23 protein-coding genes are annotated in these 21,225 nt (G+C 55.8%); 12 read left to right on the top strand and 11 right to left on the bottom strand.

Features of this window, described 5'->3' with window-relative positions:
* Positions 1-3 precede the first annotated feature (3 nt).
* From AC6I8F_RS19110 to pyrE, 8 genes are all read left to right on the top strand, one after another.
* A complete protein-coding gene (locus AC6I8F_RS19110; protein ID WP_241798854.1) occupies positions 4-855 on the top strand; it encodes a winged helix-turn-helix domain-containing protein in 852 nt (283 codons plus the stop codon).
* A complete protein-coding gene (locus AC6I8F_RS19105; protein WP_127833493.1) occupies positions 822-1,331 on the top strand; it encodes a hypothetical protein in 510 nt (169 codons plus the stop codon). Before AC6I8F_RS19110 ends, AC6I8F_RS19105 begins: the two co-directional genes overlap by 34 nt.
* A gap of 15 nt (positions 1,332-1,346) precedes the next feature.
* Positions 1,347-2,402 carry a fimbrial protein gene (locus tag AC6I8F_RS19100; RefSeq protein ID WP_158251412.1) on the top strand — a complete coding sequence of 352 codons (1,056 nt, stop codon included), beginning with the start codon at positions 1,347-1,349 and terminating at the stop codon, positions 2,400-2,402.
* Between the two features lie 128 nt (positions 2,403-2,530).
* Positions 2,531-3,592 (top strand): fimbrial protein, encoded by a 1,062-nt coding sequence (locus AC6I8F_RS19095; protein ID WP_498028356.1) that lies wholly within the window; start codon positions 2,531-2,533, stop codon positions 3,590-3,592.
* Positions 3,593-3,869: 277 nt separating this feature from the next.
* On the top strand, positions 3,870-5,705 hold the full coding sequence (locus tag AC6I8F_RS19090; protein ID WP_132466134.1) for a PglL family O-oligosaccharyltransferase: 1,836 nt from the start codon (positions 3,870-3,872) through the stop codon (positions 5,703-5,705).
* 133 nt (positions 5,706-5,838) lie between these two features.
* A complete protein-coding gene (locus tag AC6I8F_RS19085; RefSeq protein WP_282954996.1) occupies positions 5,839-6,117 on the top strand; it encodes a DUF3574 domain-containing protein in 279 nt (92 codons plus the stop codon).
* Positions 6,118-6,202: 85 nt separating this feature from the next.
* Entirely contained in the window at positions 6,203-6,919 is a 717-nt protein-coding gene (rph, locus tag AC6I8F_RS19080) for a ribonuclease PH (RefSeq protein WP_021507082.1), read from the top strand.
* Between the two features lie 49 nt (positions 6,920-6,968).
* Positions 6,969-7,610, top strand: a complete 642-nt coding sequence (gene pyrE / locus AC6I8F_RS19075) for an orotate phosphoribosyltransferase (protein WP_021507081.1) — start codon at positions 6,969-6,971, stop codon at positions 7,608-7,610.
* A 451-nt stretch (positions 7,611-8,061) separates the two neighbouring features.
* On the opposite strand, the gene slmA is transcribed toward pyrE, so the two are convergent.
* The 3 genes from slmA to coaBC all read right to left on the bottom strand — a co-directional run bounded on the left by slmA (position 8,062) and on the right by coaBC (position 10,430).
* Positions 8,062-8,658 (bottom strand): nucleoid occlusion factor SlmA, encoded by a 597-nt coding sequence (gene slmA / locus AC6I8F_RS19070; protein WP_021507079.1) that lies wholly within the window; start codon positions 8,656-8,658, stop codon positions 8,062-8,064.
* A gap of 115 nt (positions 8,659-8,773) precedes the next feature.
* Positions 8,774-9,232, bottom strand: a complete 459-nt coding sequence (dut, locus tag AC6I8F_RS19065) for a dUTP diphosphatase (RefSeq protein WP_031279631.1) — start codon at positions 9,230-9,232, stop codon at positions 8,774-8,776.
* Positions 9,201-10,430, bottom strand: coding sequence for a bifunctional phosphopantothenoylcysteine decarboxylase/phosphopantothenate--cysteine ligase CoaBC (coaBC, locus tag AC6I8F_RS19060; RefSeq protein ID WP_497998099.1), 1,230 nt, complete (start codon positions 10,428-10,430; stop codon positions 9,201-9,203). Before coaBC ends, dut begins: the two co-directional genes overlap by 32 nt.
* 190 nt (positions 10,431-10,620) lie before the next feature.
* Here coaBC and radC point away from each other — a divergent pair, with 190 nt between their 5' ends.
* The 4 genes from radC (at position 10,621) to mutM (ending at position 12,816) form a co-directional block, all read left to right on the top strand.
* Positions 10,621-11,277, top strand: coding sequence for a RadC family protein (gene radC / locus AC6I8F_RS19055; RefSeq protein WP_021507076.1), 657 nt, complete (start codon positions 10,621-10,623; stop codon positions 11,275-11,277).
* A gap of 243 nt (positions 11,278-11,520) precedes the next feature.
* On the top strand, positions 11,521-11,757 hold the full coding sequence (gene rpmB, locus AC6I8F_RS19050; protein ID WP_010616494.1) for a 50S ribosomal protein L28: 237 nt from the start codon (positions 11,521-11,523) through the stop codon (positions 11,755-11,757).
* 11 nt (positions 11,758-11,768) lie between these two features.
* Positions 11,769-11,936, top strand: a complete 168-nt coding sequence (gene rpmG / locus AC6I8F_RS19045; RefSeq protein WP_001051798.1) for a 50S ribosomal protein L33 — start codon at positions 11,769-11,771, stop codon at positions 11,934-11,936.
* A 70-nt stretch (positions 11,937-12,006) separates the two neighbouring features.
* Positions 12,007-12,816 (top strand): bifunctional DNA-formamidopyrimidine glycosylase/DNA-(apurinic or apyrimidinic site) lyase, encoded by an 810-nt coding sequence (gene mutM / locus AC6I8F_RS19040; protein WP_498028355.1) that lies wholly within the window; start codon positions 12,007-12,009, stop codon positions 12,814-12,816.
* Here the strand turns inward: mutM and coaD are convergent, their stop codons facing one another.
* The 8 genes from coaD to AC6I8F_RS19000 all read right to left on the bottom strand — a co-directional run bounded on the left by coaD (position 12,817) and on the right by AC6I8F_RS19000 (position 20,986).
* Positions 12,817-13,302, bottom strand: a complete 486-nt coding sequence (gene coaD / locus AC6I8F_RS19035; RefSeq protein ID WP_498028354.1) for a pantetheine-phosphate adenylyltransferase — start codon at positions 13,300-13,302, stop codon at positions 12,817-12,819.
* Positions 13,299-14,075 carry a glycosyltransferase family 2 protein gene (locus AC6I8F_RS19030; protein WP_498028353.1) on the bottom strand — a complete coding sequence of 259 codons (777 nt, stop codon included), beginning with the start codon at positions 14,073-14,075 and terminating at the stop codon, positions 13,299-13,301. The genes coaD and AC6I8F_RS19030 overlap by 4 nt, the downstream gene beginning before the upstream one ends.
* Positions 14,076-14,078: 3 nt before the next feature.
* Positions 14,079-15,353: a lipid IV(A) 3-deoxy-D-manno-octulosonic acid transferase gene (gene waaA, locus AC6I8F_RS19025; protein WP_021507071.1), complete on the bottom strand. Its 1,275-nt coding sequence runs from the start codon at positions 15,351-15,353 to the stop codon at positions 14,079-14,081.
* An 85-nt stretch (positions 15,354-15,438) separates the two neighbouring features.
* On the bottom strand, positions 15,439-16,572 hold the full coding sequence (locus AC6I8F_RS19020) for a glycosyltransferase family 4 protein (protein WP_413676076.1): 1,134 nt from the start codon (positions 16,570-16,572) through the stop codon (positions 15,439-15,441).
* Positions 16,565-17,641 (bottom strand): putative lipopolysaccharide heptosyltransferase III, encoded by a 1,077-nt coding sequence (gene rfaQ, locus AC6I8F_RS19015; protein ID WP_166712395.1) that lies wholly within the window; start codon positions 17,639-17,641, stop codon positions 16,565-16,567. Before rfaQ ends, AC6I8F_RS19020 begins: the two co-directional genes overlap by 8 nt.
* A gap of 73 nt (positions 17,642-17,714) precedes the next feature.
* Positions 17,715-18,716 (bottom strand): glycosyltransferase, encoded by a 1,002-nt coding sequence (locus AC6I8F_RS19010; RefSeq protein WP_343464616.1) that lies wholly within the window; start codon positions 18,714-18,716, stop codon positions 17,715-17,717.
* Positions 18,697-19,818 (bottom strand): glycosyltransferase family 9 protein, encoded by a 1,122-nt coding sequence (locus tag AC6I8F_RS19005; protein ID WP_058759423.1) that lies wholly within the window; start codon positions 19,816-19,818, stop codon positions 18,697-18,699. Before AC6I8F_RS19005 ends, AC6I8F_RS19010 begins: the two co-directional genes overlap by 20 nt.
* Positions 19,819-19,861: 43 nt before the next feature.
* A complete protein-coding gene (locus AC6I8F_RS19000; protein WP_058759422.1) occupies positions 19,862-20,986 on the bottom strand; it encodes a glycosyltransferase in 1,125 nt (374 codons plus the stop codon).
* Between the last annotated feature and the right edge of the window lie 239 nt (positions 20,987-21,225).

Genomic DNA, 21,225 nt, shown 5'->3' with positions numbered 1-21,225 from the left:
GTTATGTGGTTGATAAATCAACATATCACGTTTGACCCGGATCGGCGCCTGTTGCGCGATCGGCATGATAACGAGCTGCTGCTCAACCAGAGCAGCGCACGCTGCCTGGCGCTGTTTCTGCAAAAGCCGGGTGAGGTCATTAGCCACGAAACGCTGCTGGATGAGGGCTGGCGTAGCCAGGGGGTGCACGTGACGGAAAACTCGCTGCGCCAGATGCTATCGATGCTGCGCAAACAGTTTCTGCAACTGCGGGTTGAAGGAGAAACCTTTGTCACCGTTCATCGTCAGGGCTACCGGCTGCATGAGTCGGTGCGGGTGGAAGCCTGTTTACCGCTGGCTGAAGCCGTAGAAGAAGCGCGCATTGCGTCGGAAGCACGTATTCAGCCTCTGGTGACCACCCATGTGCACACGGCGCCGCTGCCGGTGATAGCGCCGCCGATCACCGCCACTGTGGCGGAGGAAATACCCGCTGCGGCGCCACGCAGCCGTTCCGGGCTGGTGTTAATCGGCATGTTGATCAGCGCGGTGTTGTTACTGGTGCTGGCCTTACTCGGTATTAAGGTGCTGGAGATTCGCGACGTGGTCACCGTGACCTATGCACCCTATCGCCACGTGCAGGGCCGGCAGTGGTATATCCAGGACGACTTCAGCGCCACCGAGCGTGAAGAGATCGATCAAAATCTGCAGCTGGTGAGTGACAGCATGGCGCGCTTTATCCAGCTGGCCGAAGAGGAACGCCATATCTATATCAACCGCACCAAGCTGGCTGACCGTTACAGCTGGTTTATCTGTCAAAACCCTATCGAGCAGAAGGATGCGTTATGTCGGTCAGCCATATATTTCGTCGCCGAGTAACCTGGGTGTTGCAGGGGGGATTACTGATGCTGGCGCTGGTACTGGCGGCCATCCTGATTTATCAGCTGTCACGTCGCATTCCCCATTGTGAAGCGGATTCGATTCTGATTTCCAGAGAGGCGGGACAGCTGGTGGTGTCGCACGGGCAGTGGAAAGTGCAAAACAGCCTGTTTCAGGCCACTGGCAATTACAGCGGCATGATCAGTTATTACTCGCCACAACAGCAACTGCAGCGCCGCGAACCGGTTGATGTCTCTTTTGAACTGCGCCACAGCTTCTCCGGCGCCGCGCTGCGCAGCGAAACCACTGCTATCTCCTACAATCTCGCCAATCGCGCCTCACCACAGAATATTGAGCGCTATATCTCCGCCGGACTGGCGCCCGGCCATGTCAATTACGGCTGGATTTATCGTCTGCAGAATGTGCGTTATGTGATTGGCAATAATGCGAATCCGTCGGTGATTTGTAAAAAATAACTTATGGTTATACAAATGAGTAAAATTATATTTTTCGGTTTCTTATGTTTTATTTTGATAAGAATGAATAGTGCTATAGCAGGGTTAGAAGAATCTTGCTGGACTGAACCGACTCAATTAATGGTTCTTGATACTAAGGCGTTAAAATTCAATAGTTATAAGAAAGGTGCAGAAAGCTCCCTGGGCAATAGGACTTTATTACCCCGCATATTCCCTGTTATTTGTAATAAGAGCAAAATCACGCGACCTCCGGGTAATCTTTCAGATGTTCTTTGGTTGGAAGGTGACATGGGTCCATTGCTAACTCCTTCTGATCAGAACAATAGGTATTATAAATTAACTGATGATATTGATGTGGCTGTCTTGATTTTAACAAATGCGGGCACTCGTCGTAAATATCTTCCCGTAACTTTTAATGACGATATAATGCGAGTTATAGATGCATTCGTTCCTGTTGGCAGAAATGTCTCATCACAAAGTCCAGACTTTTCGAGCGAAACTATATATTTTAAATTGCGACGTGATGTTATCGGTGGGGCAGTAGTGATACCAGGTAATATAGTTGTAGCAACTTTATATTCCGTTGACAGATTTTTTGTGCCGCTTCCTCCGCGGCCAGACAAGCCTTTGGCTCATATTATTACCGATCCTCTTGGGGTTGTTATTCCTGTGCCGATAGTTTGTAATATTAATGAAGGTAATGCTTTAAATGTTGAGTTTGGTCGTATGGTGGTTAGTGAAATTCCTGATGCACCAGTAAATGACAAATATAGCCAGGACGTACCCCTGCACATAAAGTGCAACTCTCTCCTTAATCAGGACGCAGCAATCCAGTTAGCGACTGGGGTAACCGATTTCTCCAGCGACCTGATTGCTACCAGTAATAAGGATTTAGGTGTGGCAGTGTTTCACCGTGGGCAGCTAATGAAACCTTACCAACCTTCACCTGTAAAGCTGGTTAATGGCGAAGCCCTGGAAACTATTACACTCTCGCCGGTTAAAAGGAAAGGTGCGAAACTTTCCGGTGGTGAGTTTACTGCTTCAGCCACGGTAATTGTCACAGTAATGTAATAAATTAAAAAGAAGATGGGCCGAATTTATGAAGACTAGTACGGCTGGATGTGTCCTGAGTAAATTCAAAGCCAATTGTTAATTGCTAAGTGTCTTTATTATTTTAACTGGATATGCGTATTTATGTTATGAAAACCAAATTGTCGCGAAGAAAATGCGTGTTATTTATTATAAAATTTATTTTTATGAGCACCTTCTCCGGTCAGGCTCATGCTGGTCTTGATTATGCCTGCTGGACCGACCCCTTAGCGGTAATGGTGTTGACATCTGGCCGTTTGGCTAGCCACAGCATATCTCCTGTAAAAGGAGTACACGGCAGGTTATTCTTTGATGAATCATTAGGGGGGTTTTCTGGCATATGTAATAATCCCGGTAAATATGAATGGTATAACTTACTTATTGAGGCTGATCTGGGTGCACATTTTATCCCTTCATCTACAAATATCGGTTATTATAAACTCACTGATGATGTTGATGTGAAGGTGCAAGGCTATGCTCCAAGCTGGTATCCTTATCCAATGACTTTCGAGGACCGTAGATATAAAAATCCTGGTCGTGGGACAATAAAGCCTGGGCTGGGAATGATTCATGATGTTTTTTCGGCTTCTTCATTTCTTTTAACTGATTTTATTATAACAAAAGATATTATCGGTGGAGCGATTTTTGTCCCGCCTGATGTAGAGATGGTGACCATTTATACGATTGGTTATATGAGCCCGCCTTATCCTCCGAGACCCGAAAAACCCTTGCTAAAAATCGTTATCGGACCTCACGGCATTATCATTCCGGTACCCATTGTCTGCGATATTAATAACGGCACGGATATTAACGTTGAATTTGACCGCATCGCGGTAAGCTCCGTTTCTGAATCAGTGTCCAATCCCGCCAACTACAAAGATGTGCCATTAGAAGTCAAATGCAGTTCTGCATTAAATCAGGAAGTTAATTTACGCTTAGTTGCCGGAACCACCTCTTTCTCGGATGAACTCATCGCCACCAACTATCCTGATCTGGGTATTGCGGTTAAGCACAAAGGGCAACTGCTTAAACCGATGGGCACTTCTGCTGTCCGGTTAATCAACGGCATGGCGTCAGAAGTTATCACCGTGTTCCCGGTGAAAAAGAAAGGACAACCGCTGAGCGGTGGTGAATTCAATGCTTCAGCAACATTGCTGATCAGCCTGCCATGATGATGCTTTAAACCGCGTTATTGATATTAATGTTAATTAATCTTTTTATGATGGTTAAAGTTAAACACTTATCAGAGGGAGATCGGCTTAACCTGAAGCGGCACCGGTTAACGGTGTTTGAAAATATTTTTCATCATCACAGCTGTGTGAATCACCATGATTCACGGGGGTTTTCACACCATTCACAGCTTTTTGGCCGTACATTTTCTGTAGCCAAAGTCTATCAACCATTATTCAACGAGACAGTTTTTGGCCTGTTTCGGCAATTGGGTTTGCTATGCTCTTTCTCTGTTTTATGTCGTGGTATCTGTCCGGACGAGACCCGCGCGTCACGCCGCCTTTGCTGATGCAGCAATTTCTGCAGCGGCGGCGTCGGGGACAGTGCGGTGAGAAAGTCGCTTCTTTCCCTTTCGCTTCGCTGGCCTGCCTTATCTGTTTTCTCCCCACGCTGATTTATCTGCCCAACAGTGGTGGCAATGGCTTTGATCTGCCGCTGAATTTGCTCACTGCAGGCTGCCTCGCGCTGCTGGCAGCCACGCTGCTGTTGAAGAACTGGCGCCAGCCGCGCGATTTAATTGATGACAACGTCATGACGCATGCGCTGTTGCTGATGCTGTTTTGCTTTGCGCTGGCGGTGATCCTGCAGGAGAACGATAACGGACTGCTGACCGGCGTTATCCGACTACTGGGGCTCAGTGCCATACTCATTCTGTGGCTGCTGCTGGGCCTGATGCCGCAGCTCTGGCAGCAGCGTCAGCAAATCATTGCCGGCATCGTATTGCTCAGCACCTTGCAGGCGCTGCTGGCGATTGCGCAAACCTGTTTTCCGGCCCAGCTGCAAACGCTGATGGAGTTTCGTTATCACGCCGGCCAGATTCGCCCTTACGGTATTTTTCAGCAGTTCAATTTGCTGGCCAGCTTTCTGGCGACCGGTCTGGCGGCTACGGTCTGGCTCTGTCTGCAATCTGACATCAGGCACCGCCTCTTGCTGTTGCCGGCAGTGCTGATCAACAGCCTGGCACTGCTTCTGACGCAGTCGCGTACCGGTGCGTTTGGTTTTGCGCTGGCGCTGCTGGTGATGCTGCTGGTGTGCGATCGTCGCCAGCGCGCGGTAATCATCAGGATCGTCATGGTGATGGCGCTGGCCGTGCTGTGCGCCCTGCTGCTGCGCAATGAATTAGCGCCTGGCATGCGTGAATTTGCGGCGTCCGACCTGGCGCGCCAGCAGCTGCTGGAATACACGCTGCGGATGATCATGGAAAAACCGTTCAGCGGCTGGGGCTTTGGTCAGTTTGAGTATCATTTTTCGCGGATACGCATGGTGGACGCGATCCACCTGAAAGATTTCAACGCCACCCATCCCCATAACGAGTGGCTGTATAGCTGGGTGGAAGGCGGTGTTTTGCCGATGGTAGGCTTCACCGCCGTGTTGCTGGCATGGCTGACGCCGCTGTGGCGCTGGCGCAGTCAGCCGCAGCGCCTGATGCTGTGGAGTCTGACGCTGCCCGTCATGCTGCACACCATGGTCGAGTTTCCGCTCTATCAATCGCTGCCGCATCTGTGGCTGCTGATGCTGCTTACCCATCTGGCGTTACGTCAGCCCGAAGATCGATCAATGATTGAACCTGCGACGCCGGGGCTGCCGTCGCGCATGCTGCGCCTGAACATGGCCGGCGGCGCGATTGCGCTGATGCTGTTTTTCTTCAGCGGCCTGCAGACCAACGCGCTGCTCACCCAGGCGGAGCGCGGTCAGTTTCTCTCGTATCCTTCACGCGATCAGCTGTGGAATCCGTGGATTCAGGGCGAGCGCTATGAGTTTGGCGAAATGGTGCATTGCCTGATGCGCTACAACCAGACGCGGGATGAGCGCCTGCTGGCGCGCTTTGTGCAGCAGTCATCGCTGTGGCTGGAGCGCCATAACGATCTCAACGTGTTCCGGAATGCGGTGATGATTGAGTGGCATCTGCGTCACTATCAGCGCTCGCGCAGGCTGCTGCGTCAGGCGCTGACTCTCTATCCGACAGATGAAAGCCTGCTGCAGCTGAAAGCAAAAATGATGACGGAATGGTCATCGGCGGCCTATGCTGTGACAGATGAGACAGGCAACTTCTGAGGCTAAGATGTTGAATAAGTGGATGAGGCCGCTGGGCTTCGCCATGATGTTAAGCGGATGTCAGACTTCTCCGCCCACCCCGCAGGTTATTCCGCCGCACACCGCGCCCGTGGCCGTGTGCGGGGCTGGCGAGATGATGATGCAAACCACGCTGTGGTTTGACCTGCCGTCCTCCGCTGGCGCAGCGGCCTGGTCGCAGTTTGCTGAACGCGACATCACGCCGCACTTTCCCTCGCCGCTGACGATTTACGATGCCCGCGGCCCGCAGGGCAATCGCAAGGTACTGGTACTGCTTCATCCGGCGGATCGGGCCAGCTCCGAAAGCATTAACGCGCTGCGCGACAAGTTTAAACATCGTTTTGCGACACAACCGGTGACGCGTATCGACTCGCTGGTGTGCGCGGCGCTGTAATACGCGCTGGCTGCACGCGGGCAGGACAGCCGCCTGTGAAGTCCGTATAATGCGCAGCCAAACCCAAGCAAGCCGGAGAGAAACCATGCGTCCAGCAGGCCGTAGCACTTCTGAAGTGCGTCCCGTAACCCTCACTCGTCACTTTACCAAACATGCGGAAGGCTCGGTTCTTGTCGAGTTCGGCGAAACCAAAGTCCTGTGCACCGCGACCGTTGAAGAGGGCGTGCCGCGTTTTCTCAAAGGCAAAGGTCAGGGCTGGGTAACCGCAGAATACGGTATGCTGCCGCGTTCGACGCACAGCCGTATGGCGCGTGAAGCCGCCAAAGGCAAGCAGGGCGGACGTACGCTGGAAATCCAGCGCCTTATCGCCCGCTCGCTGCGTGCGGCGGTTGATCTGCAGGCGCTGGGTGAATTCACCATCACGCTGGACTGCGACGTGATTCAGGCCGACGGCGGCACGCGCACCGCGGCAATCACCGGTGCCTGCGTGGCGCTGGCGGATGCGCTGAACGCGCTGGTGGCAGCCGGTAAACTGAAAGCCAGCCCGCTGAAAGGTATGGTAGCGGCGATCTCGGTCGGCATCGTAGCCGGTGAAGCGGTGTGTGATTTAGAGTATGTCGAAGACTCTGCCGCAGAAACGGATATGAATGTGGTGATGACCGAAGATGGCCGCATGATTGAGGTGCAGGGCACCGCAGAAGGCGAGCCGTTCAGCCATGACGAATTGTTGCAGCTGCTGGCGCTGGCGCGCGGCGGCATTGAGCAGCTGATTCAGGCGCAGAAAGCGGCGTTAATTGATTGATGTAACAGGCGACCACAGAGTCGCCTTTTCTTTATTTGAGGAGTGAGAAATGAAAGCCTGGCAGCGTCAGTTTATTGAGTTCGCCCTGAACAAAGGGGTATTGAAGTTTGGTGAGTTCACCCTGAAGTCTGGCCGCAAAAGTCCCTATTTCTTTAATGCCGGTCTGTTCAACACCGGGCGCGATTTAGCGCTGCTGGGCCGTTTCTATGCGCAGGCGCTGGTGGATGGCGGCGTCGATTTCGACCTGCTGTTTGGCCCGGCCTACAAAGGCATTCCGATTGCGACCACTACCGCCGTGGCGCTGGCCGATCATCATGACCGCGATGTGCCGTACTGTTTTAACCGTAAAGAGGCCAAAGATCACGGCGAAGGCGGTTTACTGGTGGGCAGCCCGCTGCAGGGCAAAGTGATGCTGGTCGATGATGTGATCACCGCCGGCACGGCAATTCGTGAATCGATGGACATCATCAACGCCCACAACGCCACGCTGGCCGGCGTGCTGATTTCACTCGACCGCCAGGAGCGTGGCCGTGGCGAGATTTCCGCGATTCAGGAAGTGGAGCGCGATTATCAGTGCAAGGTCACCGCGATCATTACGCTGAGCGAGCTGATTGATTACCTGGCGGAGAAGCCAGAGATGGCCGACCATCTGGCGAAGGTGAAGGCGTATCGCAAAGAGTACGGCATCTAAGGTTTGCCGCGGTCGCCATGAATGGCGACCCTACAGTAGCAGGATGTTTGAGCGTAGGGTGCGCATTGATGCGCACCTGGTGGCGAAGGTCGGGGCGTATCGCAAAGAGTACGGTATTTAAGGTTTGCTGCGGTCGCCATGAATGGCGCCCCTACAGTCGCAGGATGCCAGGTCACAGGGTGCGCATTGATGAGCACCTGGTGGCGAAGGTCGGGGCGTATCGCAAAGTGTATGGTATTTAAGGTTTGCCGCGGTCGCCATGAATGGCGCCCCTAAAGTCGCAGGATGCCAGGGGGTAGGGTGCGCATTGATGCGCACCTGGTGGCGGAGGTCGGGGCGATCGCAAAGAGTACGGTATTTAAGGTTTGCGGCGGTCGCCAGCGCCGCACGATAGCGTAGCGGCGCAATTTATTGCGTGCTGGAGCGCGCCGCTACAAATCCGCTGTGCGTATTAAACCAGCTGTGCGGCAATCAGCGGCCAGCGGCTGTCGAAATCGGCGGTCGGACGATAACGGAACTCCGAGCGCACATAGCGTGACAGCAAACCTTCGCAGAATGCCAGCAGCTGGCTGGCGAGCAGCGTCTCATCGGTCTGGAAACCTTCGCCGTCGCGCATCTTCTTCTCTTTCATCACCTGGCGCAGCTGAACTTCAATACGCTCAAACAGCTGATTAATGCGCCCCTGCAGGCGATCCTGTTCAAACATCAGCGCGTGGCCGGTCAGGATGCGCGTCAGCCCTGGATTACGCTCACCAAATCCCAGCAGCAATTGCACGATCAGGCGCAGACGCGCCATCGTCTCTTTTTCATCTTTCAGGATCAGATTGATGCGGGTAATCAGACTGTCTTCAATAAACTCAATCAGGCTATCAAACATGCGCGTTTTGCTGGGAAAGTGGCGATATAACGCCGCTTCCGAAACGCCGACATTGGCGGCCAGCTTGGCGGTGGTGATACGCTGACTGCCATCGCCCGACTCCAGCATTTGCGCCAGCGCCTGCAAAATCTCTTCGCGACGATTCCGTTTCGCGACTTTTTTTTCTGCCATGACCTTCAACACCCCTGAAATTCACCAAAAACAGGCAATACTGCCTTATCTGCCACAGATAAAGCGGCCTGTGGCGACAAGAAATAAAAAGATGGCTATGCGAAAAGTGAGCGTATTACTGACGGCCAGAGTGACCGAAACCGCCTGCGCCGCGATCGCTGGCGTCAAAATCTTCCACCAGGTTAAATTCGGCCTGCACCACCGGTACAAACACCAGCTGAGCCAGGCGATCGCCAGGCTGCAGCGTGAAGCTATCCTGGCCACGGTTCCACACTGAAACCATCAGCTGGCCCTGATAGTCGGAGTCAATCAGGCCCACCAGGTTACCCAGTACGATGCCGTGTTTGTGACCGAGACCGGAGCGCGGCAGGATGACGGCAGCCAGCGACGGATCGGCAATGTGAATCGCCAGGCCGGTTGGCACCAGCGTGGTCATGCCTGGTGCGATTTCCAGTGCGTCATCAAGGCAGGCGCGCAGATCGAGACCCGCGGAGCCAGAGGTCGCATAGGTGGGTAGTGGGAATTCCTTGCCTACACGCGCATCAAGTATTTTTACGTCGATTTTTTTCATCATAACGGCTGACAATCTCGTCTATTAATTGTTGGCCAAGGAGCGTCTTATCACTGAGCGGTAAGACTTTCTCTCCCTCCTGCCAAAAAAGGTGAAGAGCATTGGTGTCGCTATTGAAGCCCTGCCCGGCCTGCGCCACATCATTGGCGCAAATCAGGTCCAGGTTTTTCCGCACCCGTTTTTGCCGCGCGTATTCTTCCACATTCTGGGTTTCGGCAGCAAATCCCACCACGAAAGGGCGCTGCACTTTGAGCGCCGCGACACCTGCGACAATATCCGGGTTCTTCACCAGCTGCAGCGTGACGTTATCATCGCCACCCTGTTTTTTAATTTTCTCTGCGGCAATGTTTGCCGCCCGGTAGTCTGCCACGGCTGCGCTGGCAATGAAAATATCTTGTTGGCTGATTTGCGCCATCACCGCCGCTTCCATCTCCAGGGCGCTGTTGACATCAATGCGCGTCACGCCGGCGGGCGTGGCTAAGTTCACCGGACCGGAAATCAGCGTCACGTTTGCGCCGCGCTTCGCCGCTGCCGCGGCAACCGCATAGCCCATCTTGCCGGAGCTGTGGTTACTGATATAGCGCACCGGATCCAGCGCTTCACGCGTCGGACCGGCGGTGATCATAATGTTGAGATGTTGCAGATCGTTGACGGGCGCGGCCCACTCCAGCGCATGCGCAACGATGGCCAGCGGGTCCAGCATGCGGCCCGGTCCGATATCACCGCACGCCTGGCTGCCGCTGTCCGGTCCCCAGATCAGCACGCCGCGCTGTGCCAGACGCTGCAGATTCTCCTGCGTTACTGCCGCGCGGTACATCTGCTGGTTCATGGCCGGCACGATGGCGACCGGTGCCGCGCTGGCCAGGCAGGCGGTGGTGACCAGATCGTTTGCCATGCCGGCGGTAATGCGTGCAATCAGATCGGCGGTTGCGGGCGCGAGTACGATCAGGTCGGCCCATTTTGCCAGTTCGATATGGCCCATCGCCGCTTCGGCCGCCGGGTCGAGCAGGTCATCAAACACCGGATAGCCGGAAACCGCCTGCAGGCTGAGCGGCGTAATAAAGGCTTTGGCTGCATCGGTCATCATCACGCGGACATCCGCACCACGGTCACGCAGACGGCGCACCAGTTCCGGTGCTTTATAGGCCGCGATGCCGCCGCTGACGCCCAGCAGAATTTTCTTTCCGGCTAATCCCATCATGTTGTTTGCCTCACTTCAACGCAGAGTGCCGCGCCTGGCGCGACAGATGCAGGCAACTTTATCACAAAATCGGCGACCCGCCTTTTCACTGCCTGCGCCCTTTGCGAGCCGGCTCTGGAATTTGTCACGCGCCGCTGGTGGCCAGCAATGCACCGGCGCAGAATGGCGGCATTGCAGGGAGGGCGGAACGATGACGGAACTGGCACCACGGGAAAAACTGACGCTGCTGGGCGCCGAGGCGCTAAGCGATGCCGAACTGCTGGCGATCTTTTTACGCACCGGCACGCGCGGCAACAGCGTGATGGGGCTGGCGCGGCTGATGCTGAATGAATTCGGTTCGCTGTATCGCATCATGACCGCCAGTAAAGAGGAGCTGGGGCAGATAAAGGGCGTCGGCAGCGCCAAAATGACGCAACTGCACGCCATTGCGGAACTGGGGCGGCGCTTTTTTGCCAGCCAGCTGGCGCGCGAAAATGTGATGGAGAATCCGCAGGTCACGCGCCACTACCTGCAAAGCGTGCTGGCACATCAGGAGCGTGAAATCTTTATGGCGCTGTTTCTGGATAACCAGCACCGCGTTTTGCAGGCGCAGAAGATGTTTTCCGGCTCTATTGCCAGCGTGGAAGTGCATCCGCGTGAAATCGTGCGTGAGGCGCTAAAGCTCAACGCGGCGGCGGTGATACTGGCGCACAATCATCCGTCCGGCATGGCGGAACCGAGCCGTGCCGATCGCGAGATTACCAGCAAGGTGGCGCAGGCCTGCGCGCTGCTGAATATCCGCTTATTAGATCATCTGGTGATTGGTCACGGCGAGTTTACCTCTTTCGCTGAGCGCGGCTGGCTATAATTCGCGGCGTCAACTGGGCAGAAATCCGGCGTTTTTGCGCGATCCGGAGGGATCTTTATCTGTTCGGGACTTGAGCACTTCGGCTTAGCGGCGTATACTACGCCACCTTTGAGAATCTCGGGTTTGGCGTTTGGGCCAGCTTAGCGGGTTCACATGGAACTCGCCTGGGCGGGCTAAGGCCTGACGAGGCGGCCAAAACCTAGTTTTTAAAGCTCGAGCTGATTTGATTTTTGGAGAATAGAAATGTCACGAGTCTGCCAGGTAACTGGAAAGCGTCCGGTGACCGGTAACAACCGTTCCCACGCAATGAACGCGACGAAACGCCGTTTCCTGCCGAACCTGCACTCTCACCGTTTCTGGGTTGAGAGCGAGAAGCGCTTCGTTACTCTGCGTGTATCTGCTAAAGGTATGCGTGTTATTGATAAAAAGGGCATCGATACGGTTCTGGCCGAAATCCGCGCCCGTGGTGAGAAGTACTAAGGAACTGAATCATGGCTAAAGGTATTCGTGAGAAGATCAAGCTGGTTTCCTCTGCTGGTACAGGTCACTTCTATACCACCACGAAGAACAAACGTACTAAACCTGAGAAACTGGAACTGAAAAAGTTCGATCCGGTTGTACGTCAGCACGTGATCTACAAAGAAGCCAAAATTAAGTAATTTTGGTGTTCTTGCGAAAAACCCGGCTCCGGCCGGGTTTTTTGTTTCTGCGCTACGTTGAGGAGATGAGATGCCTGAATTACCTGAGGTAGAAACCAGCCGACGCGGTATAGAACCTCACCTGGTGGGAGAAACCATTCTGCATGCCATTGTGCGCAATCCGCGTCTGCGCTGGCCGGTTTCCCATGAAATCCACGCGCTGAGCGACCAGCCGGTGCTCAGCGTACAGCGCCGCGCCAAGTATCTGCTGCTGGAGCTGCCGCACGGCTGGATCATCATTCATCTTGGCATGTCCGGCAGCCTGCGCGTCCTGCCTGGCGAACTGCCGGCTGCGAAGCACGACCACGTCGATTTGGTGATGAGCAATGGCAAAGTGCTGCGCTATACCGATCCGCGGCGTTTTGGCGCCTGGCTGTGGACTACCGATCCGGAAGGCAGCAGCGTGCTTGCGCACCTTGGTCCGGAACCGTTGAGCGATGCCTTCAGCGGCGGGTATCTGTATGAAAAGTCGCGCGGCAAACGCACGGTGATCAAGCAGTGGCTGATGGATAACAAAGTGGTGGTGGGCGTGGGTAACATCTATGCCAGCGAATCGCTGTTTACCGCCGGGATCTTACCCGATCGTCCGGCGATGAGCCTGAGTGAAGCGGAAGCCGAACTGCTGGCGAACACCATCAAAGCCGTGCTGCTGCGTTCGATTGAGCAGGGCGGCACCACGCTGCGTGATTTCCTGCAGACCGACGGTAAGCCAGGCTATTTTGCGCAGCAGCTGCAGGTGTATGGCCGTACCGGCGAGCCCTGTCGCGCCTGCTGTACGCCGATCCTCAGCGGTAAACACGGTCAGCGCAGCACCTTCTGGTGTCCACGCTGCCAGCGCTGATTACGGCTGCGCCAGCTTCGCCAGCAGCGCCTGATGCACCACGGCAGGCAGAAATGCCTGCACATCGCCCTGATGGCGCGCCACTTCCTTGACCAGCGACGACGAAACAAATGAGAAACCTTCGGACGGCATCAGAAACACGCTCTCCAGCGTGGGCAGCAGATGACGGTTCATGTGCGCCAGCTGCAGCTCATACTCAAAGTCCGATACCGCACGCAGACCGCGCACCAGCACGTTCGCGTTCTGCGCCAGGGCAAAATTCGCCATCAAATCGCTAAAGCCAACCACCTCAACATTTGGCAGATGGGCCGTAACCTGGCGCGCCAGATCGACACGTTCATCAAGGCTAAACAGCGGCTTCTTACCCGGGCTGGCGGCAATCGCCAGCACGATGCGATCAAACATCTGCGCGGCGCGCGTGACGATATCCAGATGGCCCAGCGTCATCGGGTCAAACGTGCCGGGATAAATCGCTTTAGTGCTCATACGCGGCCCTGTGTTGAGGTGTGATGCAGCGCCCAGAGCGCCGAGTATTTGTTAAAGGTGTATTGTGCGTTGACCACCGCCAGAATCCAGCCCTGTTTACCATCGAGAAAACCGGCGCGCAGCAGCAGCGTTTTGAGAAACGCGCCCGCGGTGTGGCCGAAAACAGACAAGACACCGCAGCGCTTGCCGCGCTGAAAGCGCTCCTGCGCCCAGGCTTCGGCATAGTTCATTTGCTTGCGCTGAAACGCGATCAGGTCACGACAGGTCAGGTGCTGCAAATCACCCGGCAGCGCCACCACCGGCGAGCCCTGTGTTTCCAGCGATTCGTGCACCAGATTGTCGTTATAGCCCAGATGGCGCGGATAAAGGCGCAGTACGCGATCGGGATACCAGCCGCTATGGCGCATAAAGCGGCCGAGAAACAGATTACTGCGCCCGAGGCTATAAACCTTATCGCTGGGTGGCTGTGTTAGCACCTGCTCAATGGCACGGCGCAGTTCTGGCGTAACCCGTTCATCGGCATCCAGCATCAGAATCATATCGCCGCTGGCAAAGGCCTGGGCACGCTGACGCTGCTTACCAAAGCCGGCCCAGCCGTCTGCCTGATAGACCTGCGCACCGTGCGCGCGTGCCACCTCTATGGTCGCATCGCTGCTGCCCGAATCCAGTAGAATGATTTCATCTGCCCAGCTGACGGAAGCCAGCGCCTCCGGAAGGAGTTCAGCTTCGTTTTTGGCGATCATCACCACGGAGAGACGTTGGCGTTGCGACATGCGTTAATGAGCTCGTGGAGGCAGATGCGGTTCGAGTAACTGTAGCAGACGCTGCAGTGCGCCCTGATTCTGGTGCAGCACGTCTACCGCGTGGCGGCCGTAGTAGCGGCGATAATCGTCATCCTGCAGCAGGTTCGCCACTTCTTTTTCCAGCGACACCACATCAGTAACGGTAATCAGCCCTTCCGCCTGTTGCAGACGGGCGCAGATATCTTTGAAGTTCCAGATGTGCGGGCCCATCAGCACCGGAATGGCATGCGCAGCGGGCTCGAGCGGATTGTGGCCGCCGCGCTCCACCAGGCTGCCGCCAACAAAGGCCAGATCGGCGATGCCGTACAGCAGCATCAGTTCGCCCATGGTATCGCCAATCACTACCTGCGTAGCGCTGGAGGGGATCTCGCCGCTGCTGCGCAGGGTAAAGCTGAAGCCGCGTTTTTGCGTCAGGTTGCAGGCATCTTTAAAGCGTTCCGGATGGCGCGGCACCAGAATCAGCAGCAGATCCGGGAACTGTTGCAGCAGGCGGCGATGGGCGTCGAGCACGATGGCCTCTTCGCCTTCGTGCGTGCTGGTGGCGATCCACACCGGCCGGCGCGATGCCCACTGGCGGCGCAGTGTCACCGCGCGTGCCGCCAGCTCCGGCGTAACGGAGATATCAAACTTAAGACTGCCGGTCACGGCCAGGTGCGAGCGCTTCAGGCCAAGGCTGAGGAAACGATCGCCGTCCTCAACGTTCTGCGCGGCGATCAGCGTAATGCGCTGCAGCAGGTCACGCATGAAACCGCCGAGCTTTTTATAACCTCTGGCGGAGCGTTCAGACAGGCGCGCATTGGCAATCACCAGCGGAATCTGGCGCTGATGCAGAATGCGAATGATGTTCGGCCACAGCTCGGTTTCCATGATAATCACCAGCCGCGGGTCGACGGTATCGAGGAAACGGTTAATTGAGCCGGGCAAATCGTACGGCAGATAGACGTGGTGCACGTCTTTGCCAAACGCCGACTGAGCACGCTCGGAGCCGGTGGGCGTCATGGTGGTCACGGTAATGGGCAGCGTCGGATAGCGATGACGCAACGCGCGCACCAGCGGCACGGCGGCGAGCGTTTCACCGACCGAAACCGAGTGCAGCACGATGCCGTGCGGTGCCACTTTACCGCTGCAGTAGCCGTAGCGTTCCGCCCAGCGTTTACGATAGGCCGGTGCTTTTCGACCGCGCAGCCACAGGCGCAGCCAGATCAGTGGCTGAATCAGATAAAGCAGGGCTGTATAGAGAGTCGTCATAGTTAAGGTTACGACCAGTTCGCGTCAAAAAACACAGGAAAGGCGGCATGTTAACAGAAACTGACCGCCTGCTCATACCACTTCGTCAACGGGTTTGCAGGACGTGCTGATAAAGCGAAGTCAGCGCCTGCGCCAGTCTTTGCGGACCATAAGGTTCAATTTTGCGACGTGCGGCTTCGCCCAGCGCCGGATTGTGCGAAAGTGCGGGCGTTGCGATTACCGCTTCGTTTAACGCTTTGATATCCAACGCATCGCAGACAAAACCCTCTTCACCGTTGGTGATAAATTCTGCGCCGCCGCAGCCGGTGCTGGTAATGATTGCCAGCCCGCAGGCCATCGCCTCGAGAACCACATTGGGGAACGGATCGTACAGCGTTGGCAACAGCAGCGCATCGGCAGCGTGATAAAACGGCTGAACGTCCTGCTGCACGCCCGCAAAGCGCAGGCGGTCAAGACAGTTAAGCTGGTTCGCCAGCTGCTGATAGCGCGCCAGCTGTTTGTCCTGGCCGACCACCACCAGGTAGCGATCGCTATTAGCGACCGCTTCGATAGCGGCCTTTAGCCCTTTGCGTTCGAAGCCGGAGCCGACGTAGATCATCACCGTGGCGTCCTGCGGCAGGTTGAGTCGCTGACGCGCGGCGTGACGCAGCGTGACGCTGGCAGGCTGAAAACGCTGGCTATCGATGGCATTGTGAATCACGTGGATTTTGCTGGCATCCAGCGCGAAGTGACGCAAAATATCCTGCTTCACCATGTGTGAATTACAAATCACCGCTTTCAGCGAGGGCGCGTTGAACATCTCCGCTTCCGCCTGCAGCACATAGCGATGGTACGGGCTCAGGCTGGCGCTCAGCCGCTGCCACGGCGAAACAATGCGCGCGCGCTGCTCCAGCCATACGCGATGCACGCCGTCGCCGGCGCGGAAAATATCGCAGCCGGCGATGCGCTCGTGGCTCTGTACGATATCGAACTTTTCCCGCTCCCAGCAGGCGCGCGCCGCGCGGGCAAAGCCGCGTTCACGCGAAATGCGGCCGAATTTTGCCGGATTGCAGATGTGCAGGTGCCAGGCCGGGTTCGGCGTGCCCTGCCAGCTGCGGGTAATGATGTTGAGATCGAGCTGCTCGCCGTCCAGCGCTTCCAGCGCGCGTGAGATAAAACGCTCGGCACCGCCGTCCGGCCGGTATTTCTGCCGGACAATCGCCAGCCGTAACTTAGTCATGCAAAAGGCTCCTGGCGGCGGCAAGCACGTCCTCAACCGGGATGGCAGACAGATAGCGCTGCTCGGTATTGGTATTGATCGAATCCGGTGACGGCAGCGGCGCATAGTCGCCCGCCCAGATAACGCGGTTATTGTCGCCCCACGGGCGCCAGTGCTGCAGCTTGGTCGGGCCGAACAGCGCCAGGCACGGCGTCTGCAGCGCCGCGGCCATGTGCATTGGTGCGGAATCGACGCCAATAAACAGCTGTGCCGCGTCGATCAGCGCCGCCAGCTGCGGCAGCGAGAGCTGGCCCGCCAGCGACACCACGTTCGGCGTGCGGCACAGCGACTGGATATGGGCGATCATCGCCAGCTCTTTCTGATCGGGCGCGGCGGTCAGCACCACGCTGCGACCATCAGCGGCCAGTGCATCTATCAGCTGCGCCACCTTTTCATCTTCCCAGCACTTAAAAACCCAGCGCGAGGTGGGCTGCAGCACCACAAACGGGCCGGTAATCGACTGCTGAGCGAGGACATCCTGCACTTTTTGCTGGTCGGCGGTGCTGAAATGCATGGAGGCTGTCGCCCCGGCGGTGGGAATGCCGAGCGGCTGCAGCGCCGTCATGTTTTGTTCCACGGTATGCAGCTGATGGTGACGGTCGGTGGAAACCAGCTGGTTATGACACCAGCGCCAGAACACGTTGTCGCGCTTGCGGTACGCAAAGCCAATACGCACCGGCGCACCAGACAGGCCGGTAATAATGGCGCTGCGCCACTGATCGGCCAGATTAATCACCACATCGTAATGGCAGGCGCGCACCGCCCGCACCAGCGCGACCTCATGGCGAAACTTCTGCCAGCCGCCTTCCTTTTTCCAGTTGCGATCGATGATATGCAGCTGACGGATCGCCGGATGCGCTTCCAGCATCGGGCGCGTCTCTTTATACAGCAGCACATCAATGTTAGCCTGCGGATAGCGCTGGCGCAGCGCATTGATGGCAGGCGTGGTCAGCAGCATATCGCCATGATGACGCAGCTTTATCAGCAAAATATTTTGCGGTGCAAAGTGGGCTGGAATCGGGCTTGCCATACTCAAATCATCTCAAAATTCAGTGAGCTGATTGTAGGGCAAACCCTGGAGGGGTTAAAGCCGCGGCGGGCGCTTATTTATTGCGCCAGCGATAAATGCGGCTCAGCCACAGCAGCAGCTGATACCACTGACGCGCGCCGCGCGCATTGCGCAGCATGCGTTTGTGCGTCTGGCTGCTAAACAGATCGGCGATCATTGCCTGGCGCGCTGCGGCGTCCGGTTCGCGCCGGATAGCGTGGCACACGCTAAGCGCTTCGCGGGTAATCTGCGCGTGGAAGCTCGGGTAAATCTTCACCTTGTGACGATAGCGCGTATTAATCTCTTCCAGCATGCGCGCGATTTTCAGGTAGTGACGCTGATAGTCGACGTTGTGCTGGCCGGTGCGCTTGCGGTTGCTGATCGACGCATCGTGCATGTAGTAGCGATACAGCACCCGATCGGTGTAGCGCACGCGCTGTACGTTGAGCATGAACTCAGTGGTCCACGGGATGTCCTGATGATGCAGACCGGGTTCAAACTGCAGATTAAGCTGTTCGATCAGCTCACGGCGGTAGATACCGAGCCACACGACGTGCAGGTAACGCCGGGTTTTCAGCGCCTTGTCGAGCCACTCCGGCCCGCTTAACACGCCGGTGCTGGTGAGGCGATCCCGCGGAATCATCGGCTTAATTGTCTGGCTGGCCTTGAAAAACCACTCGGCGTTGCACTGCGCAGCGTCCAGACGATCGCGCTCCGCCATGTCGACCAGCGTCTGGTACATCGCCGGGTCCATGGTGTCGTCGGCGTCGGGAAAGCTGACGTATTTACCCCGCGCCACGGCCAGCCCGGCATTACGCGCACGCGACACGCCACCGTTCGGCTGATGAATCACCTGAATATGCTGGTACTGCTGCGCCAGCGCGTCGGCGCGCTCGCCGGAACCGTCGGTGGAGCCATCGTCAACAATGATGATCTCCAGCGACGTCAGGGTTTGCGCCAGCAATGCATTGATACAGCCAGTAAAATCAGCACCAGCGTTAAACATCGGGATAATGAGACTGAGTAGCGGGGATGAGTTATCGGGCTGCGCTGTCATGTTCTTCGTTGTTCCGTCGCGCCAGGCGCTGCTGCTGCCGGGTGCGGATAAAATCATGGATATCATTTAGCTTGCGTTCATCCAGCTCGAACAGCTGTTCAACCGGATGGGCAAATTTGTATTGCGCAGCGAACACAAACGAAGAGGGCGCGATGTGGTTCGGGCCAATTAAGAGCACGTCACCCAGCGGCCTTTGCTCCTCTACGCAGCAGGGACCATAAATTAAAATCACCGGTACCTGTTGCGCGTCGGCAATATACACATTGCCGGAATCCGAGGCGATATAGAAATCCATCTCGTTAATGGCGGCAGGCAGCGCCTCGAGCGGAATTTTACCTACCAGACTCACCAGATTGTTTCGCTGACCGGCAACTTTAAACAACTCCTGAACGCGTGATTGTTCATTCGGTGCGCCGAAAGCAAAAAAAGTGCAGGGGAGATCGCTCAGGTGGTCGAAAAGCCGACACCAGATTAACGGCGGAATGGTTTTGGCCTGATTTCCTGCCGTTACGCTAATACCAATACGGATGCCCGGCGCCTGCGTAATTTCCGCGGGCAGCGTTTCCGGTTGCCACAGTGGCAGGGTGGCATGTTTGGGATAACTCTCTTTGGTAAAAGAGCGATCGGCCAGTTTCAGGTAATTTTCCAGCGTTAAGGTATTTTTCTCGTGATAAACCACGCCGCTGGCCGTTAAATAAAACAGGCCCTGATAGCCTTTGCGCCGATAGCTGGAAAGAAATTGTTTGTTGCTGGCATTGCAGCAGGCGGCAATAAATAAATTGAGATTGGTGGGATGCAGCAAATAAATATTGTCGTAGCGATTGAGCAGCTGCCATACCAGTTTTATTTTTTTCATCAAACCGGAGCGATGATCTTCGATATACCAGATGTGCTCCAGCGTGGCGTCACGTTCAGCCAGCGGGGCGACACTATAGCTCAGCAGGGCATCGCTTTTTCCCAGGTGGGATAATAACGGCGTGATATTAATATAGTCGCCGATTTTAGCGGTTTGTATCACCAGGTTTTTACCGGTGCGGCCATGGACAAACTTCATCACCCATTTGACCGGCGAAAAAAGAATAAACAGTAGTACGTACGTCAAGTAGTCATCCCCATGATTCGGTCACACCGTCATGGGGGACCTGTTAACCTGAAACGTGCTGCGTGGTTGAAAATGACGTCTCCGCCACCTGAATAAGCTGCAGGTATTGCTGGCAAACAACGCTCAAACTATAAATGCTTAAGTCCAGATGTTGCAACCTGGGGGGAGTTGTATAAATTTCTCGCATTTTTTCTGCCAGCGATGTTGCATTCATCTCTGCCAGACCGCGTGACAGTTCGCCGGTGAGGATCGAAACAGGACCGCCCGGACAGCGCGTACTGACCACCGGGGTGCCGCAGCTCAGGGCTTCGACCAGCACATTACCAAAACCTTCACTGTCGGAACTGACCACCAGCAGGCGCGCGTGCCGTATCCAGGGATACGGGTTGCGCTGAAAACCCTCGAAGCGCACGCGCTCCGCAATGCCTGAATTCTGCGCCTGCTCACGCAATTTTTGCGTTATTTTTTCGCTTCCCTGTCCCAGCAAAACCAGCGGCGCGGTGATGCCACTCAGGGCATAGGCTTCGAGCAGGCGGTCATGGCGTTTGGTTTCATGGAAGCGTCCCACGTGCACCAGGAAATCGGTGCCGGCTAACGGGCAGGGTTCAGCGGCCAGCCGGGCGAGGCTGTCAAAATCGAAAGGATTGGCGATCACTTTGGCCTGGCGGGGCTGTACGCCAATGTTTTGCACCATATCGTCGATGACGTACTGCGAAACCCCGACGATTTGGCGATCCTGATAAACGTGACGGATTTTCAGCCGCTTCAGCCACAGCGAGAAGCCGGTTTTACGTGCCAGATACGAAGCAGAAAACACGCCGTGCAGACAGAACCAGGTCCTGTCTCCATCGAGCGCAGGCGTTTGCCTGACAATGCGGTCAGTTTTATGCAGATGAGAGAGGATCAGATCAAATTTGCCGTGACGCGCTTCACTGTCGCGCACCGCACGATCCAGCAGACGCGCGCGGCGCCATGTTTCTGTCAGCTTGCGCCACGGGTGGTTACAGCGATCAAGAATCACCTGGTAATCCACGCCAGCCGGAATAGGGTAATCACATACCTTCCGCAATGAGAAGATCGAAACCTGGTGTCCCTGACTGAGGAAGCCCCCCGCCAGAGTCAGTACGACTTTTTCGGCGCCGCCGCCCGGCAGGCCATCAATCACCATTAAAATGCGTTTCGACAAAATTTTTTACCCCTACATGCCAGTCTGCTGTAAAGACTTAGCTGCTATCATTCCCGGTGCTATCAGGACTTAATATAAGAAAATTCAATTAATTATTTTTATGGCCAGGTAATTTTACACGAACGTGCGCTCGGTTAATTGCTAAAATTCAGGCCAGTGAAGAGTTTAAATTATTCTAGTTTAACTAATCTTATACCGCTATCGACTTCCCCCTGAACCCG

Source organism: gamma proteobacterium symbiont of Axiagastus rosmarus (assembly GCF_059730925.1).
Note: the sequence above shows the minus strand (reverse complement) of the source record. Positions and strands in the feature narration are given on the sequence as shown.

Coding starts and splice junctions, on each gene's coding strand:
- rfaQ (WP_166712395.1), bottom strand. CDS start 17,641: ATGGCAAGCCCGATTCCAGCCCACTTTGCACCGCAAAATATTTTGCTG.
- AC6I8F_RS19095 (WP_498028356.1), top strand. CDS start 2,531: ATGAAAACCAAATTGTCGCGAAGAAAATGCGTGTTATTTATTATAAAA.
- rpmB (WP_010616494.1), top strand. CDS start 11,521: ATGTCACGAGTCTGCCAGGTAACTGGAAAGCGTCCGGTGACCGGTAAC.
- coaBC (WP_497998099.1), bottom strand. CDS start 10,430: ATGATGGGATTAGCCGGAAAGAAAATTCTGCTGGGCGTCAGCGGCGGC.
- pyrE (WP_021507081.1), top strand. CDS start 6,969: ATGAAAGCCTGGCAGCGTCAGTTTATTGAGTTCGCCCTGAACAAAGGG.
- mutM (WP_498028355.1), top strand. CDS start 12,007: ATGCCTGAATTACCTGAGGTAGAAACCAGCCGACGCGGTATAGAACCT.
- AC6I8F_RS19110 (WP_241798854.1), top strand. CDS start 4: ATGTGGTTGATAAATCAACATATCACGTTTGACCCGGATCGGCGCCTG.
- AC6I8F_RS19090 (WP_132466134.1), top strand. CDS start 3,870: ATGCTCTTTCTCTGTTTTATGTCGTGGTATCTGTCCGGACGAGACCCG.
- radC (WP_021507076.1), top strand. CDS start 10,621: ATGACGGAACTGGCACCACGGGAAAAACTGACGCTGCTGGGCGCCGAG.
- AC6I8F_RS19100 (WP_158251412.1), top strand. CDS start 1,347: ATGAGTAAAATTATATTTTTCGGTTTCTTATGTTTTATTTTGATAAGA.
- rpmG (WP_001051798.1), top strand. CDS start 11,769: ATGGCTAAAGGTATTCGTGAGAAGATCAAGCTGGTTTCCTCTGCTGGT.
- slmA (WP_021507079.1), bottom strand. CDS start 8,658: ATGGCAGAAAAAAAAGTCGCGAAACGGAATCGTCGCGAAGAGATTTTG.
- AC6I8F_RS19030 (WP_498028353.1), bottom strand. CDS start 14,075: ATGTCGCAACGCCAACGTCTCTCCGTGGTGATGATCGCCAAAAACGAA.
- rph (WP_021507082.1), top strand. CDS start 6,203: ATGCGTCCAGCAGGCCGTAGCACTTCTGAAGTGCGTCCCGTAACCCTC.
- AC6I8F_RS19000 (WP_058759422.1), bottom strand. CDS start 20,986: ATGGTGATTGATGGCCTGCCGGGCGGCGGCGCCGAAAAAGTCGTACTG.
- AC6I8F_RS19085 (WP_282954996.1), top strand. CDS start 5,839: ATGATGATGCAAACCACGCTGTGGTTTGACCTGCCGTCCTCCGCTGGC.
- dut (WP_031279631.1), bottom strand. CDS start 9,232: ATGATGAAAAAAATCGACGTAAAAATACTTGATGCGCGTGTAGGCAAG.
- waaA (WP_021507071.1), bottom strand. CDS start 15,353: ATGACGACTCTCTATACAGCCCTGCTTTATCTGATTCAGCCACTGATC.
- coaD (WP_498028354.1), bottom strand. CDS start 13,302: ATGAGCACTAAAGCGATTTATCCCGGCACGTTTGACCCGATGACGCTG.
- AC6I8F_RS19010 (WP_343464616.1), bottom strand. CDS start 18,716: ATGACAGCGCAGCCCGATAACTCATCCCCGCTACTCAGTCTCATTATC.
- AC6I8F_RS19105 (WP_127833493.1), top strand. CDS start 822: ATGTCGGTCAGCCATATATTTCGTCGCCGAGTAACCTGGGTGTTGCAG.
- AC6I8F_RS19020 (WP_413676076.1), bottom strand. CDS start 16,572: ATGACTAAGTTACGGCTGGCGATTGTCCGGCAGAAATACCGGCCGGAC.